General features: G+C 34.5%; 16 protein-coding genes. 6 read left to right on the forward strand and 10 right to left on the reverse strand.

The features are described 5' to 3' along the window. Nucleotides 1–43 precede the first annotated feature (43 nt). On the forward strand, nt 44–721 hold the full coding sequence (gene tsaB, locus ACQVD9_RS02610) for a tRNA (adenosine(37)-N6)-threonylcarbamoyltransferase complex dimerization subunit type 1 TsaB (protein ID WP_264747326.1): 678 nt from the start codon (nt 44–46) through the stop codon (nt 719–721). Nucleotides 722–1,110: 389 nt separating this feature from the next. Beyond that, on the forward strand, nt 1,111–1,605 hold the full coding sequence (locus tag ACQVD9_RS02615; protein ID WP_264747327.1) for an LEA/WHy family protein: 495 nt from the start codon (nt 1,111–1,113) through the stop codon (nt 1,603–1,605). Here ACQVD9_RS02615 and ACQVD9_RS02620 read toward each other — a convergent pair. From ACQVD9_RS02620 to ACQVD9_RS02635, 4 genes are read right to left on the reverse strand one after another with little or no spacing between them, the layout of a single operon-like run. Continuing rightward, a complete protein-coding gene (locus tag ACQVD9_RS02620) occupies nt 1,602–2,345 on the reverse strand; it encodes a hypothetical protein (protein ID WP_264747328.1) in 744 nt (247 codons plus the stop codon). The two genes, ACQVD9_RS02615 and ACQVD9_RS02620, sit on opposite strands and share 4 nt — an antisense overlap. Then, nucleotides 2,342–3,091, reverse strand: coding sequence for a type III pantothenate kinase (locus tag ACQVD9_RS02625; protein ID WP_264747329.1), 750 nt, complete (start codon nt 3,089–3,091; stop codon nt 2,342–2,344). Before ACQVD9_RS02625 ends, ACQVD9_RS02620 begins: the two co-directional genes overlap by 4 nt. Nucleotides 3,092–3,099: 8 nt before the next feature. Continuing rightward, a complete protein-coding gene (birA, locus tag ACQVD9_RS02630; RefSeq protein ID WP_264747330.1) occupies nt 3,100–4,062 on the reverse strand; it encodes a bifunctional biotin--[acetyl-CoA-carboxylase] ligase/biotin operon repressor BirA in 963 nt (320 codons plus the stop codon). A 1-nt stretch (nt 4,063) separates the two neighbouring features. Continuing rightward, nucleotides 4,064–4,459, reverse strand: coding sequence for an RNA-binding S4 domain-containing protein (locus ACQVD9_RS02635; protein ID WP_264747331.1), 396 nt, complete (start codon nt 4,457–4,459; stop codon nt 4,064–4,066). Nucleotides 4,460–4,543: 84 nt separating this feature from the next. Here ACQVD9_RS02635 and ACQVD9_RS02640 point away from each other — a divergent pair, with 84 nt between their 5' ends. Beyond that, nucleotides 4,544–5,140: a LysE/ArgO family amino acid transporter gene (locus ACQVD9_RS02640; RefSeq protein WP_264747332.1), complete on the forward strand. Its 597-nt coding sequence runs from the start codon at nt 4,544–4,546 to the stop codon at nt 5,138–5,140. Nucleotides 5,141–5,176: 36 nt separating this feature from the next. Here the strand turns inward: ACQVD9_RS02640 and grxD are convergent, their stop codons facing one another. Together grxD and ACQVD9_RS02650 are read right to left on the reverse strand one after the other, a co-directional pair. Next, a complete protein-coding gene (gene grxD / locus ACQVD9_RS02645) occupies nt 5,177–5,494 on the reverse strand; it encodes a Grx4 family monothiol glutaredoxin (protein WP_264747333.1) in 318 nt (105 codons plus the stop codon). A 99-nt stretch (nt 5,495–5,593) separates the two neighbouring features. Continuing rightward, a complete protein-coding gene (locus ACQVD9_RS02650; RefSeq protein ID WP_264747334.1) occupies nt 5,594–6,898 on the reverse strand; it encodes a DEAD/DEAH box helicase in 1,305 nt (434 codons plus the stop codon). A 621-nt stretch (nt 6,899–7,519) separates the two neighbouring features. On the opposite strand from ACQVD9_RS02650, the gene rho reads away from it, so the two are divergent. The 3 genes from rho (at nt 7,520) to msbA (ending at nt 12,203) form a co-directional block, all read left to right on the forward strand. Then, nucleotides 7,520–8,779 (forward strand): transcription termination factor Rho, encoded by a 1,260-nt coding sequence (rho, locus tag ACQVD9_RS02655; protein ID WP_201091948.1) that lies wholly within the window; start codon nt 7,520–7,522, stop codon nt 8,777–8,779. A gap of 70 nt (nt 8,780–8,849) precedes the next feature. Beyond that, the gene (gene ubiD, locus ACQVD9_RS02660; RefSeq protein WP_264747335.1) at nt 8,850–10,316 is read left to right on the forward strand and encodes a 4-hydroxy-3-polyprenylbenzoate decarboxylase; all 1,467 of its coding nucleotides are present in this window, start codon (nt 8,850–8,852) and stop codon (nt 10,314–10,316) included. 81 nt (nt 10,317–10,397) lie between these two features. After that, on the forward strand, nt 10,398–12,203 hold the full coding sequence (gene msbA / locus ACQVD9_RS02665) for a lipid A export permease/ATP-binding protein MsbA (protein WP_264747336.1): 1,806 nt from the start codon (nt 10,398–10,400) through the stop codon (nt 12,201–12,203). A 62-nt stretch (nt 12,204–12,265) separates the two neighbouring features. On the opposite strand, the gene sodB is transcribed toward msbA, so the two are convergent. From sodB to ihfB, 4 genes are all read right to left on the reverse strand, one after another. Next, the gene (gene sodB / locus ACQVD9_RS02670) at nt 12,266–12,844 is read right to left on the reverse strand and encodes a superoxide dismutase [Fe] (RefSeq protein ID WP_264747337.1); all 579 of its coding nucleotides are present in this window, start codon (nt 12,842–12,844) and stop codon (nt 12,266–12,268) included. Nucleotides 12,845–13,021: 177 nt separating this feature from the next. Then, nucleotides 13,022–13,918, reverse strand: a complete 897-nt coding sequence (argB, locus tag ACQVD9_RS02675; RefSeq protein WP_264747338.1) for an acetylglutamate kinase — start codon at nt 13,916–13,918, stop codon at nt 13,022–13,024. Between the two features lie 24 nt (nt 13,919–13,942). Next, nucleotides 13,943–14,245 carry a LapA family protein gene (locus tag ACQVD9_RS02680; RefSeq protein WP_264747339.1) on the reverse strand — a complete coding sequence of 101 codons (303 nt, stop codon included), beginning with the start codon at nt 14,243–14,245 and terminating at the stop codon, nt 13,943–13,945. A 19-nt stretch (nt 14,246–14,264) separates the two neighbouring features. Continuing rightward, the gene (gene ihfB, locus ACQVD9_RS02685; protein WP_264747340.1) at nt 14,265–14,543 is read right to left on the reverse strand and encodes an integration host factor subunit beta; all 279 of its coding nucleotides are present in this window, start codon (nt 14,541–14,543) and stop codon (nt 14,265–14,267) included. Nucleotides 14,544–14,736 lie beyond the last annotated feature (193 nt).

The following is a 14,736-nucleotide window of genomic DNA, read 5'->3' on the forward strand; positions in this document are numbered from 1 at the left end:
AGATGATAGGTAACACTATCATCTCACTCTAAGTAAAGCGTTTATGACAACTCTACTAGCCATAGATACAGCGACTGAAGCCTGCTCAGTTGCTATATTGCATCAAGGTGAATTATATACATGTTATGAGGTAATCCCTAGATTACATGCACAGCAGATTTTGCCTATGATTAAAAAAGTTGTGGCAGAAGCTGGATGTTCCTTGTCTACTATTGATGGTTTGGCTTTTGGACGTGGTCCAGGTGCCTTTACAGGTGTTCGTATAGCTACAGGAGTTATTCAAGGGTTAGCATTTGCTTTGGATAAACCAGTTATAGCAATATCTGATTTGGCTGTTTTGGCTCAACGTGCATGGCGTGAATATAAAGTAGAACAGGTAGCTGTGGCTATTGATGCTCGTATGAATGAAATTTATTGGGGATGCTACCAATTACAACAAAAAGAAATGTGCTTAATAGGTATGGAGCAAGTGCTAGCACCAGAACAGGCACAATTGCCAGAAATAAATAAAAATTGGTTTGGTGTTGGTACTGGTTGGAAATATGCAAAACAAATTCCTGTACAGTATGAAGTGATAAATGATGGTTTATTTCCAGATGCTAAGGATTTATTAGCATTAGCAGAATTAGCATGGCAACGAAATGAAATGATTCCTGCTGAAAAAGTTGAGCCTGTTTATTTAAGAGATAATGTAGCTACACCTAAAAAGAATGTAATTTAGGTCTACTAATTAAACTTTTATAAACAAAGGATGTTAACCATTGTTCACGGTAGTTTTTCACAGTAATTAAATTCTGGTTTTGAGTAGCTGATCAGTAAGCTGTTTGGCATTGTTGCTTGGAAAAATGGATAAGAGCCTCATGTTCCTTATGTAAAGGCAATTACAATCGCTGTTTTAAAACGTATTACTACATTAACTACAATAGCTATTTAACTATTGTAGTATAGGTTTTAATTACAGATAAGTTATAGTAATAAATCAAAATATATTTAAATATTAGTTTAATAGAGACTTGTTTGAGTATTAATAACCATTTATGCTTGTTTGCTATAACTTAATAGGTAATAAAAGGCAGTTTTCTTGGAAATAGTATGTGTCTAGTAAAGAAAATGATAATAACATTGCTAGTGTCAGCACCATTATCAGGATGTGTGATGATGAACAGTCATCCTGTTGAAGTAAAGTTAGAGAGTCTAGAGTTTGTAAAAGCTAATCCATTTGAGCAACGTTTTAAGTTAAATATAAATATAAAAAACTCTCAAAGTAAAAAATTATATGTACGTACTTTAGATTATAAGGTGCTATTAAATGGTATTGAAATTAGTACAGGAGAAGAACCTATTTGGCAAGATATTCCTGCGTTTTCAACACAGCAATTTGATATTTTAGTTTCTACTAATATTTGGGGTGAATTAAAGCCTATTGTTAACTCAATTAAAGATACCAGAGAAATTAATTATTATCTAACTGGTAATCTAGTGACAGGAAGTTTATTTAACCAGCGCATTTCCCCTGTAAGGCATTCAGGAACCCTTACTCCTGATCAACTTCCCATGAAAAAAATACAACGATTACAAAAATTAGCACCAGCACTTAATTTTTAATTTTCTGCAAAGTGACAGAGCATCAGTTCTTGTTGCATGGTGGGTATTTGTTGGGTTAATTCAGTTAAAATAGTGTGAGTAAACAATAATCGCTTATCGTTTGTTATTTTCAACCAATAACTACTTGCTGACTCGGGTAGATCCTCAATTTTTATAGGAATTTCTAACGCTTTAAGGTTATCCTGTATCTCATTATAAGCAGTTTCATCCGTAAACAGCCCTAAACTAATATTATCTTTTAATGGGCCGCGAGAAATTACTAGTGTATTAATAGAGGCATTGCTAAGTTTCTCTAAAAGGGCTTGTTGTTCTGTCCCATTGTTAGCTATTACATATAGATGAAATTTGGCTGTTTTGGTCAGCTTAATAGGTGTTGGATTAATGTTGCTAGCTACTTTTTCCAAAAAAGGATTAATTACTTCAAGTTGCTCTTGGTTGATAAAACCACCTAAATATAAACAGGTTAATGGTTCAGATGTGGTTTCAGTATTATCAGTGTTAGCGGGCTCTTCTTTAATTGGGGAGTCTGCTTGTGATGTTTCTTGATTATTATTTTCATTAATTGTAGATGTATGATTTACAATAGGTTGTTCTTTTAACAATTTAATGGTTGGTATATCTGTTTCACTATAGTTTGTTAAATTTTGGTCATTTAAGGATAGTGGTGATACTTGCTGATATTGCCAGATATAAAAAAATATATTTAAGAAAACTAAAAATATAAATACCCAGCGCATCATGAATTATCCATTATAGGACAAAGTAATGATAAACCATAAAAAACAAGATCAGGCATATGATGTGCTTTTGGTATATCAAAATACATAGCATCGCCGCCAGCCACATAAATATTAAAATGTTGGCCAAAATATTGATTAGCTAGTGTTAATTGTTGACTAATAAAACCCTGTAACATTAGGTGGCAGCCACCATTAACTGCATCTTCTGTAGACTCACCAGGTCTTCCAACAGGAGCAAGTAAGTCTTTTGTTAAGTCTTCATGGTAATGGATACGGTTTGTGTTAGTCAGTAATTGTTGACGCATTAACATGAGTCCAGGGGCAATAAATCCACCTAAATGCTGACCATGTTTATCTATAAAGTCACAGGTGATAGCTGTACCAAAACCTAATGTAAGGGTAGCTTGTTGACTTTGATGGTAAGCAGCAACAATGGCAGCCCAACGATCAGTACCTAACCTAGTATAGTCATGATAACCATTTTTTACGCCACATGATTCTTTACAAGAAAGTGCTTGTTTAACAGATACGGAATATTGGGTTTCTAAATGGTTAATAAGCTGTGAAGTTTCTTGTTCAGAGCGCACACTTACTAGGCGACAAAAACGAAAGTTTTGTTGGCTATTATCAATATCTGTTAACAAATGTTGTAGTTGTTGGTTTGCTCCACGCACGATGACTTCATCATGGCTATTTAAAATACGCCATTTAATCAAACTATTTCCACAATCGAGTTCAAGAATCATAATTAACTTTAGTCATGAGTTGAGGTCGCTAATCTTAAACTAACTTCACCAGCATTAAAATATTGAATTTCATTATTAATCAGTAATTTTAACGCCCCAGTATCATCAACACCTAACATTTTTCCAGTAATTTGTTGATTTCCTTGTAGTAAGTTAACTATTTGATGTTGCCAAAGATTATTTTCCTGCCACTCTTCTTTCAGCGCCTTAAAACCATGTTGATAATGGATTTTTAAATAATAAGACAGAGAGTAGTTTAGTTCAACGAGTAACTTATTACGATCAATAAGTGTACCTAGTTCTTGGCGAAGAGAAGTCCATGGTTGATTAATTTCAGTAATGGCTTGTGGCATATTCACGTTAATGCCAATACCAATTACCACATGGCAAATATCTGCGGGGTCTCCTGTAAGTTCAAGAAGAATGCCACAAAGCTTTTTATTATCGAATAGTAAATCATTAGGCCATTTTAATCCTGCCTGTATTAGTCCCATTTTTTTAATAGTTTTTAATACTGCTAAACCTATCGTGAGGCTTAATCCTTCTAATTGATGAGAACCATTTTTTAAACCAATTAATAAACTGTAATAGAGGTTTTGACCATAAGGACTAACCCATTGTCTACCTCTGCGACCTTTACCAGCTGTTTGTTGTTCTGCAGTGACGGCTAAGGGGGCGGGCATACCAGTGTTTAGTAAACGGAAACATTCAGTATTAGTAGAACTAATATTGGGAAGTACAGTGATTGGCCATTGAGTAATTTGTTGATCAAGTAATTCACTATCCAGTAAAGAGAGGGGAGAATCTAATTTATAACCTTTGCCCCTAACACTATGAATGGCAAGGTTAGTATCATTTTCTAATTTCTTTAGTCGTTTCCAAATGGCGGCACGGCTTATATTTAATGTGTTACCCAGTTCTTCACCTGAGTGAAATTTGCCATCAGCAAGCAGTGTGATAAGTGATGTCATATTAATGTGAGGATTGACGGAATTGGTGGATTTGACGACGTTGTTTCTTAGTAGGACGTCCTTCTGTTTGAATACCTTGCATACCTAACTTGCGCTCAATAGCGGCTTGTTCTCTTTTGTTGATACTTTCGGCAGTTTCTTGGTAAAGTTGTTGAGCTTCAGGAGCACCTTTACGAATTTCAGATAAATCTTTAACAACAACAATTCGATTATCATAGCCAATATGGATTGTTAATTCATCACCAACACGGATATTTTTGGAAGGTTTGCAACGCTCTCCTTGGCAATGAACTTTACCGCCAGCAATAGCCTCTTTAGCAATGTTTCTAGTTTTGAAAAAGCGAGCAGCCCATAACCATTTATCTAGACGACATTGTCCATTGACTTGTTCTGTCAAAATAGTAATCCTATTGTTTTAATCAAATGTTTACAGCATTATAGTCACTTTAAATTGAGAAGTCATGGTATTAGGTGTTATTAAATGTATGCTGCTATAGCAGGGTTTAGTTTAGGTTTGTCATTAATAGTTGCTATTGGAGCGCAAAATGCTTTTGTGTTAAGACAAGGCTTATATAAGCAACATGTTTTATGGATATGCTTACTGTGTGCTTTATCTGATGCTATTTTAATTTTAGTAGGCGTATTTGGATTATCATTAGTCATCAAGGTAATCCCCAGTATTGAATGGATAATGCGCTATATAGGTTGCGTGTTTTTGTTTTGTTATGGGGCAATAAGTTTTTGGAAAGCTTTTACACATAATGATGCATTACAAATCAAAGAAGCCCATAAACAATCTTTAAGAACTACTTTGTTAGTTTGTTTGGCATTAACTTGGCTAAATCCACATGTATATCTAGATACAGTGTTACTACTAGGTTCTATTGCTAATCAGTATCCAAACCAGCACGGCTATTTTGCACTAGGAGCAATTTGTGCTTCTTTCTGTTTCTTTTTTGCTCTAGGCTATGGGGCAAGGTTGCTTAAGCCTTGGTTTAGTAAGCCAACTTCATGGAGAGTTTTAGACTTCTTAATAGGTATAATAATGTGGTTAATAGCAATAAAATTAGTAATATAAATAAGGGTGATAAATAGTTATCACCCCTTAATTATATTATTTATTAACTGCTGCTTGAATTAATGGTTTTAACTCACCTTTCTCATGCATTTCTAATAAAATATCTGAGCCACCAACAAGTTCACCACCAACCCATAATTGTGGAAAAGTTGGCCAATTAGCATATTTAGGTAGTTCAGCTCTAATTTCTGGGTGTTGTAGTATGTCTACATAAGCAAATTTTTCACCGCAATCGATTAGCACTTGTGCTGCCCTTGCAGAAAAGCCACATTGTGGTGCGTTAGGAGAGCCTTTCATATAAAGTAGTACAGGATTGCTAGCAATTTGTTCTTTAATGGTTTCAATAGTATCCACGATTTTTCCTCAATTCAGCTATTACTGTATTCTAAAAATTTTGTATAGTTTACCTTTTTACTAGGGTATTTTATAGCGTCATTTGTAACTAATTAGTAATCATTTTTTTCGCTTTAAAGGTGCAAAACCATCCGTGCTGACCAGTGTAGATGCTTGCCCTTTTGATTTTGAAGGAGGTTTTGTTTCTTTAGTAGGTTTAGTTTTAACTTTGTTTTTTATGGGTTTGTTAGATGATTTATCAAATGTTGTTTTATCATCTGTAAAACCTTGGAATTTACTTGTTAAACTATCAATAGTACGCTTTTCTAATGTGTGCTTTAGATGATGTTCTATTTTAGTTAATGTTTTCCAGTTAGCGGCATCAATAAGTGATATAGCAACACCTTTATTATCCATGCGACCCGTTCTACCAATGCGATGAATATACTCATCAGTTGTTCTGGGTAAATCAAAATTAATGACTAAATCAATACCTTCAATATCTAAGCCACGGGCGGCAACATCAGTAGCAATTAAGATAGTGATATGTTTTTGATGAAGTCTACTGATGGTTTGTTTACGTTCTTCTGCTGTTTTTTCACTATGTAACACCGCATGTTTTATTTGAGTAGCAGTAAACGTTTTGCTTAATAAATCCGCTTGATTACGTGTGTTAGTAAAGATAATTACTTTTTGATATCTCTCATGGGCTAGTAACCATTCAATTAAGCGTTCTTTATGGGCTACATTATCAGCAAAGATTATTTGTTGGGCAATATTGGCGTTGGCTTTAGTTGATGCTTCTAAATGAATATTTATGGGGGACTGTAGTAAGGACTCTATCAAAGCTTGTAGAGCATTATTGCCTTTAGTAGCGGAGAGTAATAGTGTTTGCTTACTAGCAGGGCAATTTTCAATTAATGTATTTACATCATCTCCAAATCCCATATCTAGAATTCTGTCTGTTTCATCTAATACTAAGATTTTTAGATTATTTAATTCAAATTGTTGTTTTTTCCAGTGCTCGACTAATCTACCAGGTGTGCCAATAACAATTTCAGGGTTTTTACGCAATTTTGCGGCTTGCTCTTTCAGTCCTTCACCACCTGTTACTAGTAAAGACTGAAAAAAAGTAAAACTAGCCACTTGCTGTATAGTTTTATGAATTTGTGTAGCCAATTCTCTTGTTGGCAGAATAATAAGTGCTTGTAAACCAGAGCCAGGTTTACTTGTTTCTAATAAACGGTGTAATAAAGGCAATACATAGGCAAGGGTTTTACCTGTACCTGTTGCAGAGGTAATAAAGAGATCTTTACCTTCCATCGCTAATGGAATAGCTTTTTCTTGTACAGCAGTAGGAGTAGATAAAGCCAAAGTTGTTAAAGCTTTTTCTAATCGACTATTTAAATTAAATTTATTAAACATTTTAAGACTTATATTGAGGTAAATAATTAACACTTATTATATAGCTGAATATTTTTATCTGATATAAAAATAAACTTTATTAATGGAAGGTAACACTTTGTCGGGTAGAAAAGTAACATTTTATAAATTAAAAACTGTATATTAGAAGAATGAAAACTATAAGGTGATGTAATTACTGGTAATAGTCTTTCTGGCATGAGTTATGCTTATATAAAAGTAAATAAAAATAACATAAAGATAACTTTGAAAAATAAAAATAATAAACAGAGACAAATAATAAGAATAAAAGAGAGTCATAAATAAAAGAGATATTTGTATGTATAACAAACGAAACGAATATCCTATTAATAACAGAGTGATAATGATTGCGGGCGTAGAACAAAATAAAAACAATAATCTACGCCTAGTAAGTTCTAATAGAGTGTTATAAATCAAACCATAATAAATTTATATTTAAAGTAGGATCAAATTTATGTAGACAGAGTAAAAATATCATCCTATACTTAAAAGATAGCTTAGTTCCTTAAGTTATAATGAATGTATACAATTCTTATACGCAAATAACAGCTTTCTTTTTTTAGGAAAGTGTCTATCTCAAAACAACCTCCTTTTTTCATCCTTATGAATCTTACAGAACTTAAACAAAAACCTATTGGTGAACTATTAGAAATTGCGGAACAAATGGGCCTAGAAAATATGGCTCGTTCACGTAAACAGGATATTATTTTTTCATTGCTGAAGCGCCATGCTAAAAGTGGTGAGGAAATATCAGGTGATGGTATTTTAGAAATATTACCAGATGGATTTGGTTTTCTACGCTCATCAGACTCTTCTTATTTAGCAGGGCCAGATGATATTTATGTTTCACCAAGTCAAATTCGCCGTTTTAACTTACGTACAGGTGATACAATCTTTGGCAAGATTCGTCCACCTAAAGAAGGTGAGCGTTACTTTGCTTTATTAAAGGTTGATACCATTAATTTTGATCAGCCTGAGAATGCCAAGAATAAAATCCTATTTGAAAACTTAACACCACTTTTTCCTGATCAACGTATGGTAATGGAAATTGGTAATGGTGCTACCGAAGATTTAACAGGTCGTGTTATAGATCTTTGTGCACCTATTGGTAAAGGTCAACGTGGTTTGATCGTCGCACCTCCTAAGGCAGGTAAGACATTAATGCTACAGAACATTGCTAGCAATATCACTCGTAATAATCCTGAATGTCATTTAATTGTATTATTAATTGATGAACGGCCAGAAGAAGTAACGGAAATGCAGCGTACGGTTCGTGGTGAAGTAGTCGCTTCAACCTTTGATGAACCACCTATACGTCACGTACAAGTAGCTGAAATGGTTATTGAAAAAGCAAAACGCTTAGTTGAGCATAAACGTGATGTAGTCATTTTATTGGATTCTATCACTCGTTTAGCACGTGCTTATAATACAGTTATTCCTAGTTCTGGTAAGGTTTTAACAGGCGGTGTTGATGCTCATGCTTTAGAAAAACCTAAACGCTTCTTTGGTGCAGCACGTAATATTGAAGAAGGTGGTAGTTTAACAATTTTAGCAACGGCCCTTGTAGAAACTGGCTCTAAAATGGATGAAGTTATCTATGAGGAGTTTAAAGGTACAGGTAACCTTGAATTACAATTAGATCGCAAGATTGCTGAGAAGCGAGTATTCCCTGCCATTAACTTTAATCGTTCTGGTACTCGTCGTGAAGAGTTATTAACGACAGAAGATGAGTTACAAAGAATGTGGATTTTACGTAAAATTCTTCATCCAATGGAAGAAATTGCGGCTATTGAATTCTTATTGGATAAGTTGAAAGATACTAAAACCAATGATGAGTTTTTCCAAGCAATGAAAAGAAAATAAATAATAGCTCTATTAAAAAGCCGCAGTAATGCGGCTTTTAAGTATATAGATAGGCAAAGGTGTTTTACTTATGCAGTATGCTGACTTAAGAGACTTTATTCAATTATTAGAGAAACAAGGTGAGTTAAAAAGAGTATTAGCACCTGTTTCCCCCCATTTAGAAATGACTGAAGTTTGTGATCGTACATTACGCAAACAAGGGCCTGCCTTATTATTTGAAAATCCAACAGGCTATGATATTCCTGTATTAGCAAATTTGTTTGGAACACCTAAGCGGGTTGCTCTAGGGATGGGTACAGATGATCTCAATCAGCTTAAAGAAATTGGTAAATTACTAGCTTTTTTAAAAGAGCCAGAGCCTCCTAAAGGCTTAAAAGATGCTTGGCAAAAATTACCTATCTTTAAAAAAGTACTTAATATGTCACCAAAAATCCGTAAAGATGCACCTTGTCATGCGGTTGTTAAAGAAGGTGATGATGTTGATCTTAGCCAGTTACCTGTTCAAAAATGCTGGCCAGAAGATGCAGGACCATTAATCACTTGGGGTATTGTTGTTACCAAAGGGTTATCAAAAGAACGACAAAATTTAGGGATATATCGCCAACAAGTAATTGGTCGTAATAAAGTCATTATGCGATGGCTAAGTCATCGTGGTGGTGCCCTTGATTATCAAGAATGGCGACAAAAATATCCTACAGAGCCGTTTCCTGTTTCTGTGGTGTTAGGTTGTGATCCAGCTACTATCATAGGCGCAGTAACACCTGTACCTGATGCGTTATCAGAATATGCTTTTGCTGGCTTATTACGTGGTCAGAAAACAGAACTAGTTAAATGTATTGGTAATGATCTGCAGGTTCCTGCCAGTGCAGAGTTTGTGCTAGAAGGGGCTATTTATCCCAATGAAATGGCGAGTGAAGGACCATTTGGTGATCATACTGGCTATTATAATGAAGTAGATAAATTTCCAGTATTCACTGTTGAACGCATAACCCATCGTGAAAACCCTATTTATCACAGTACTTATACTGGTCGCCCACCCGATGAGCCTGCAATTTTAGGGTTGGCTCTTAATGATGTATTTGTGCCAATACTGCAAAAGCAGTTTCCAGAAATAGTTGATTTCTATCTGCCACCTGAGGGATGTTCTTATCGTATGGCAATAGTAACCATGAAGAAACAATATCCAGGTCATGCTAAGCGAGTTATGATGGGGGTTTGGAGTTTTCTGCGTCAATTCATGTACACTAAGTTTGTGATTGTGACAGATGATGATATTAATGCACGTGATTGGAATGATGTGATTTGGGCGATTACTACTCGTATGGATCCCAAACGAGATACACTATTGATTGATAATACACCGATTGATTACTTAGATTTTGCATCACCTGTTTCAGGTTTAGGTAGTAAAATGGGGCTAGATGCAACTCATAAATGGCCAGGAGAAACTGATCGTGAATGGGGTAGAGTAATTCATAAAGATCCATCTGTTGTTAAGCATATTGATGATATTTGGTCTACTTTGGGGATTGACTAAGCAAAATGAAATTTTGTTAGTCAATAAATGTAGTGTTTAACTACATGCTATAATCAACTTTTTGAAAGAATATGATTGATAATGAGTAACACTAAAAAACAAGTTTCAAGTTTAAAACTCTATTTTAGATTATTAACCTATGTAAAACCCTATGTTGGTTTTTTTGCAATTAGTATCTTAGGTTATATGATTTTTGCTTCATCACAACCATTGTTAGCCCATATTTTGCAATATTTTGTGGATGCTTTAAATGGAAAGTCAACCACATTATTTCCTGGTGTGCCTTATTTAAAGACTTTAGATCTAGTTTATGCTGTACCTGTATTTCTAATATTAATTGCAATTTGGCAAGGGATAGGATCTTTTTTAGGTAGTTATTATCTTGCAAGAGTTACGTTAGGCTTAGTGCAAGATTTAAGATTGCAGATGTTTAATAAGTTTTTTCAGTTACCTAGTCGTTACTTTGATGATCGCAATTCTGGTCATATGGTTTCGCTTATTTTATTTAATGTAAATATGGTAACTGGAGCAGCTACAGACGCTATTAAAGTAATCTTCAGGGAAGGTTTAACGGTTGTCTTTTTATTTTGTTACTTGCTATACATGAATTGGAAGTTAACTTTAGTAATGATTGCCATACTTCCAGTGATTGCAGTGATGGTTACTATTGCAGGTAAAAAGTTTCGCAAGCAAAGTAAAAAAATTCAAATGGCTATGGGCGATTTGACTCATGTAACTTCTGAGACTGTGCAAAACTATCGTGTAGTTCGGAGTTTTGGTGGTGAGGCATACGAATCAAACCGTTTTAAAGAAGTCACAGAAGACAGCATGGCAAAACAGTTAAAAATGACTAAAACAGGTGCAATTTATACACCTCTATTGCAATTAGTCATTTATTCGGCAATGGCTGTCTTGTTGTTCTTAGTTTTATTACTACGTGGTGATGCAAGTGCAGGTGAATTGGTTGCTTATATTACAGCTGCTGGTCTGTTACCTAAACCAATTAGACAATTATCTGAAGTAAGTTCTAATATTCAAAAAGGCTTAGCAGGGGCTGAAAGTATTTTTGAAGTATTAGATGAAGAGCCTGAAGTTGATAATGGAACAATTGAGAAAACAGACGTATTAGGAAGATTAGAGGTTAAAAATTTAGCATTTACTTACCCTGGTACAGATAAAGAAGTTCTAAAAAACATTAATTTCACCATTGAACCAGGGCAAATGATTGCATTGGTAGGTCGTTCTGGTAGTGGTAAATCTACGTTGGCGAGTTTGATTCCACGTTTTTATCAACATTCACAGGGTAGTATTCTATTAGATAATATTGATATCAATGATTATAAGTTAGCGAATCTGCGGAGACATATTTCATTAGTGACACAGCAGGTTTCATTATTTAATACCACGGTGTTTAGAAATATAGCTTATGGTACCTTAGCCAATAATCCTATAGAAAAAATTAAAGAAGCAACTAAGGCCGCTTATGCTGATGAGTTTATTGAAAAATTACCTGAAGGATATGAGACATTAATTGGTGAAAATGGGGTGAAACTCTCTGGTGGTCAACGACAACGGTTATCAATTTCTAGAGCATTATTAAAGAATGCACCATTATTAATATTAGATGAGGCTACATCTGCGCTAGATACTGAGTCAGAGAGACATATTCAAGAGGCACTTGATAAAGTAATGGATGGACGCACTACTTTAGTTATTGCTCATCGTTTATCTACTATTGAAAAAGCAGATACAATTTTAGTGATGGAAAATGGAGAAATTGTAGAAAGAGGAACTCATAGTGAGTTACTTGCTTTAGATGGAGTTTATGCAAAATTACATGCTATGGGCTTTAAAGAAGATGAAAATAAAGAAGTTTTTACTGGGTAAACTTACTTTATAAGATACAAAAAAGGGAAGCTATAAGCTTCCCTTTTTATTTGTAGGATTAGTTATGCAAAGTTTTTAGCAACGAAATCCCAGTTTAATAGTGTCCAGAAGTTTTCTAAATATTTTGGACGTAAGTTGCGGTAATCAATGTAATAAGCATGTTCCCAAACATCACAAGTTAATAATGGTTTATCACCAGAGGTCATTGGGTTACCTGCGCCTGTAGTACTTGCTAAAGCTAAACTACCATCTGCTTTTTTCACTAACCATGCCCAACCAGAACCAAAGGTACCAATTGCGGTTTTAGTGAATTCTTCTTTAAATTTTTCAAAAGAACCAAATGTCTTATTGATAGCTTCTGCAAGAGCACCAGTAGGTTCACCACCACCATTAGGGCTTAAGCAGTTCCAGTAAAAAGTGTGGTTCCATACTTGCGCTGCATTATTAAAAATACCACCTGAAGAAGTTTTGATGATGTCTTCTAAGGATTTACTTTCAAACTCTGTACCTGGCACAAGATTATTTAATGTGTTTACATAAGTTTGATGATGTTTACCATAATGGTATTCAATCGTTTCTTGAGAAATATGTGGTTCTAGAGCATTTTTTTCATAAGGAAGAGCTGGTAATTCAAAAGCCATGTTTGTTCTCCATTTTCATCAGGTTAAGATATCGAGTGAAGATACCTAGTTAATTTTTTTATTGACTCCAGTCAAATATAATACACTTAATAAATATAAATAAACACTTATTAGTTATAGGGAAATATACAAAAAGTCATACGGATTAAACATATGACTTTAGTCAGTCTATAGGCTCTATTTATTGGTAATCAGTGTTCCCACACCTTTGTCAGTAAATATTTCTAATAGTATAGCATTAGGAACACGACCATCTAGAATAAGGGCGCTAGCAACACCTGCTTTTACTGCCTCTAATGCACAATGAATCTTGGGCAGCATACCACCATAAATTGTGCCATCGGCAATTAAATCATCAACTTGCTTAGTAGTTAAACCGGTTAAAATTTTTCCTTCTTTATCTAATAAGCCAGCTATATTAGTAAGTAGCATAAGTTTTTCAGCTTGTACGGCTTCTGCTACTTTGCCTGCAACTAAGTCAGCATTGATATTATATGACTTGCCATCTTCGCCTACACCTATGGGGGCGATTACGGGAATAAAATGACTGCTAACTAACATATTAAGTAGCTCAGTATTGATACCAACTACCTCACCAACTTGACCTACATCTATGATTTCAGGTGTAGTCATTTCAGGTGTTTTACGTGTTACATTGAGCTTTTTTGCTCGAATGAGACGAGCATCTTTACCTGTTAAGCCGATGGCATTGCCACCGTTATGGTTAATTAAGTTAACAATTTCTTTGTTAACTAGTCCACCCAGTACCATTTCAACAACATCCATGGTTTGACCATCAGTAACACGCATACCATCAACAAAGTGACTTTCAATTGAAAGACGTTTAAGTAGATCGCCAATTTGTGGGCCGCCACCATGAACAACAATAGGATTTATACCAACTGCTTTCATTAGTACAATATCACGAGCAAAGCTATTTTTTAACTCTTCGCTCTCCATGGCATTGCCACCGTATTTTATGACTAATGTTTTTCCTACATAACGTTGAATATAGGGGAGTGCTTCGGTCAATACTTTAGCAACTTGAACAGCTTTTTCGTGATCAAGTGACATAAAAATCTCCGTTGATTTTAAATACTATTTAACTTGTAAAGCAGTTGTATTTTGGGAGGCTAATTCTTTTTTACAGGCTGTTAGCTGTTTATTAGCTGATGCTAATTTTATTTTGAATTTAAGTAACACTAAGTAACTGATGAGTAGCGCTAAAATTAAACCTGATAAAAACGCAGCAACTAATAATACAGCAAGAGGCATAGTAGGAGTCATGTAGCTCATAAAGCTAATAGCAACTTGTGTTTCATTTTCTAAAATAAAAACTAATACAAATAATGCTATTACTAACAGCATAAGAAATAAAAGTACTTGCTGAAATCGACGCATGACCCTTCCTTTATTAAAACTATAGGTTTACTCTGTCTCTTAATTCTTTACCTGGTTTGAAGTGAGGTACAAACTTACCAGTTAGGGATACTATTTCACCTGTTTTGGGATTACGTCCTTGACGAGGTTTGCGATAATGTAGTGCAAAACTACCAAAACCGCGTACTTCAATTCTTTGTCCTTGCTCTAAGGAATCAGAAAGTTGTTCTAATAATATTTTAACAGCAGACTCTACCGTTTTTAATGGTAATGAGTTGTTTTTTGTTGCGATTTTTTCAATTAACTCTGACTTGTTCATAAGTATTCCTAACCGTCTTATAATGTGTGCCTATTATTATCGTAAAAAAGAATAAAGTACATAGGTATTAGTTAGTTAAATTAATAAAAAGTTGCATTTTTTGTAGGAAGGTTTTAATGATATAGTAAATTTTACTATTGATCTAGCATTGTAGACTTCTAGTAATTTAATATCACGGTTGTCATTAGTTATC

It is taken from the genome of Entomomonas sp. E7T21, from assembly GCF_058693955.1.